This window comes from Nocardiopsis sp. TNDT3 (assembly GCF_003427465.1).
Taxonomy (GTDB): domain Bacteria; phylum Actinomycetota; class Actinomycetes; order Streptosporangiales; family Streptosporangiaceae; genus Nocardiopsis; species Nocardiopsis dassonvillei.
In genome coordinates, this window is record NZ_QPFC01001220.1 from 1 (window position 1) to 3,462 (window position 3,462).

Sequence of the window (3,462 nt, forward strand, 5' to 3'; positions counted from 1 at the left end):
CCGGTGCCCGGGGCCCGACCGCCCGGAGCGGAACCCCCCGGAGCCCCCGACCGGGCCCGCCACCCGAGGACGGCGTCCACGGCCAGGAACACCAGCAGCGAGGCGCCCAGCAGCGGCGCCGCCCAGCCGACCAGGGCCAGGACCGCCACCGCCGCGACCCTGGACAGCGGGGACAGGGCCGTGAGGGAGCCGCGCGGGTAGGGGCGTCCCACGCCCAGGACGCGGGAGCGGGTGGGGCGCCGCTGCCACCACATGCGGTAGCCCAGCACGATGACGGCGATCAGCCCCGAGGCCAGGGCGGACAGCACCAACTGGTTCGGCACCCCGAACAGCACACCCATGTGGGCGTCGATCCCCCACCGGCTCAGCTTGGCCATGACCGGGTAGTCGGCGAAACGGACCACGTCGGTGACCTCGGCCGTATCCGGGGCGACGGCGGCCGAGTCCACCCGCGTCGGCCAACCGCGGTCGATCTGGCTCACCACGTAGGGGGAGGTGTGGTCCTCGGGCAGGGCCACCTCGACGGGGCCGTCCAGGCCCGCCTCGCGCGCACTGGCCAGGACGGCGTCCACTCCCGCGTCCACCCCGGGCGAGGCTACCGGCGCCTCCGTGGACACCGCGGGGGTGCTCCAGTCCAGCCGCTCGCGCAGGTCGCTGATGTTGGCCCCCGCGTACTGCGACCACGTCATCCCCGTCGCCGACAGGAACAGCAGGCCCACCAGAAGCCACAGACCGGCGGCTCCGTGCAGCGAGACCGACCTGGACCGTTCCCCGGCGGTGCCCGCGCCGGGCAGCAGCAGGCGGCGGAGACCGCCGCGCGGACGCCGGTTGCGCGCGACCCACAGGGCGACACCGCCCAGGGCGACCACCCACATCCAGCTCGCCGCCAGCTCGCTGTACAGGCGTCCGGCGTCGCCCAGGTGCAGGCTGCGGTGCAGGGTGTCGACCCACGTGCGGGCCGGGAGGGCGCCGCTGGTGCCGTAGGTCTCCATCACCCCGAGCACCTCGCCGCCGTAGGGGTCGACGAACACCGTCGTCCTGTGGCTGGCCTCCAGCCCCGGCACGTCGAACAGCACCCGGGTGGAGTCCTCCGCGCCGGTGGCCGGTCGCACCGCGTCGAGTTCGGCTCCCGGCAGCTCCTCCTGGGCGACGCGCACCTGTGCGTGGAGCGGGACCGGTTCGCCGGAGGGCTCCACCCGCAGCTGTTCGGCGTAGATCGCCTGCTCGATCTGGGGCGTCCACACGTACAGCAGCCCCGACACGGCGGCGACCAGGATGAAGGGGGCGACGAGGACCCCCGCGTAGAAGTGCAGGCGCAGCAGCAGGGGGCGCAGCGCCGCCCAGGTGCCGCGCCGGTCCGGCTCCGCGCGCGTCCCGTCCTGCGGGGGCGCGCTGTCTTCCTGTCCCATGGGGCCGCTCTCCTCCTGGCTGGCGCGACCGTTGCGGTGGCACCGCGGTGCTCCCCGGCCGGTGCGGGGCGCGCCGATCGTGATGGTTTCCTCCTGTTCGGGTCGTCCCGGAGGACGGGGGAGTTCCCGGTGGGGGTGATTTCCCCGGAGCCGCGCACGGGCCGCCGCGCCCCCGGCGGCCGTGGGACGGACGTGCTGCCGGTCCGCGCGGCGCGGGACGTACGGCCGCCCCGCACCGTCAGGGGCCGGCTGCCGGGGAATCAGCAGGAGGAAACCGGTCGCTCCGGGGCCGGGCCGGTGGCCTCACACTCCGTCGGGCGCGGTCGGCGGGGCCGCGGCGACGCGGGAGCGCGCGTGGTGCGCCGCCGCGAGGGAGGACGCCACCAGCAGGAGCGCGAAGCTGCCGACGAGGGCGGCCCGCAGGCCGAGGAGGGCGAGCAGGCCGCTCACGGCGATGATGCCGAGCGAACTCGCGGTGCGCAGGAGCGCGAACATCTCCGCGCGGCGGTCCGGCGGCGCGAGCCCGTCCAGGGCGAGCGAGTAGAACGTGCCCAGCATCGGCAGGAAGAGCCCGATGACGGCCGCGCCGGCGAGCGTCAGGGAGAGGTGCCCGCCGACCAGGACCAGCCCGGAGCCCGCGGTGGTCGCCGCCAGGAAGGCGACGACCTGCCAGGGGGCGGGCGTGCGGTTGCGCACGCTCACCCAGACCCCGCCCGCGACCGAGCCCGCGCACAGCACGAGGGCGAACAGGAAGGCCCAGCCCGGTTCGAGTCCGAAGGACAGCGCGAAGGAGACCGCTCCGACCTCGACGGCCGCGACAGCCCCCGCGCTCGCGGCCGCGCAGAACAGCCACAGGAACACCGCGGGGGGTACCGGCGTCCGCACGCGGGGAGCCTCTCCGCCCTGCGGCCCGCGGGCCCCGGGTACGCGCGGCATCAGGAGCAGCGGGCCCACGCCCAGCGCGGTGACCGCCGCCATGGCCCAGACGGGCGAGACGGCGCCGAGAACCGAGGCGAGCACGGGGGACAGAGCGAAGCCGACCTCGTTCAGCGTCGCGGCCACGCCCAGCGCGCGGGGGAGCCCGGACGGTTCCACGAGGTGGTTGAGCAGGAGCCGCTGGTAGCCGTACGCGGCGCCGTTGACGGCTCCCGCCGCGGTGACCGCGACCAGGAGCAGCCCGAAGGGGGCCTGCACCGCCGCCAGCACGGTGACGGCGGCGAGCGCGAGCGTTCGGACGGCGATGAGTGCGCGCAGGTAGTGGACGCCGTTGAACCGGCGGCCCAGACGGGACACGGGGACGGCGCCGAGCACCTGCGCGGCCGTCATGGCGAAGACCAGAGCCGCGCCGGACTCGGCCGTGCCGGTGATGGGGAGGGCGAGCAGGGCGAAGGCGATGGGGGCGGCGGCCTGGGGCACGCCGAACATCCCGTACCCGACCTGCCAGCGCACGACGTCGAGCCGGGAGCGCGACGCGCCGGTGTCCCGCCCGGGCGGCCTCGCCTGGGTCCGTGCCATCAGGGCCTCGCATCCTCACGTTCGCACGCGGTGGGGTCGGCCCGGAGCCGAACAGGGCGGACGATGGGCAGTATAGTGCTCACCGATGTGACCGTCGACGGAACTGCCGAGCGAGGACGCGTGGCCGAGCGGATACGACCCGAGGTGGCCGTCCTCGTGGGCAGGCGCATCCGCTCACTGCGGACGGACGCGGGGTTGAGCGTCATGGGACTCGCCGAACTCAGCGGGGTCAGCCGGCGCATGCTCACCCAGATCGAACTTGGGCAGGCCAATCCCAGCCTCGCGACGGTGGACCGGATCGCCGCCGCGCTCGGTACGACGTTCCCGGCGCTCGTCGGACTGCTCCCGGACCCCTCGCCCGACGGGGTCGAGGTCTGGTCGACCCCGAACGGGAGCTGGGCCTACCTCCTCAAGGCGACGGAGACGCCCCAGGTGTCGGTCGAGCTGTGGAAGTGGCACATCGCCGGGGACGACGGCTACCGGGCGGCCCCGGCGGCGGACGCCTCCGACTCCATGGCGCACGTGCTGCGGGGCCGCC

Annotated in this window: 3 protein-coding genes; 1 reads left to right on the top strand and 2 read right to left on the bottom strand. The window is 75.4% G+C overall.

Going from position 1 to position 3,462, the window contains the following annotated elements:
* Both DQW06_RS26090 and DQW06_RS26095 read right to left on the bottom strand, forming a co-directional pair.
* On the bottom strand, positions 1–1,409 hold a 1,409-nt coding region (locus tag DQW06_RS26090), incomplete at its 3' end, for a PepSY domain-containing protein (RefSeq protein ID WP_198662553.1).
* 303 nt (positions 1,410–1,712) lie between these two features.
* A complete protein-coding gene (locus DQW06_RS26095; protein ID WP_013152816.1) occupies positions 1,713–2,924 on the bottom strand; it encodes an MFS transporter in 1,212 nt (403 codons plus the stop codon).
* Between the two features lie 87 nt (positions 2,925–3,011).
* Here DQW06_RS26095 and DQW06_RS26100 point away from each other — a divergent pair.
* Positions 3,012–3,462 (top strand): helix-turn-helix domain-containing protein (locus tag DQW06_RS26100; RefSeq protein ID WP_232833161.1); only part of this gene is annotated, 451 nt, incomplete at its 3' end.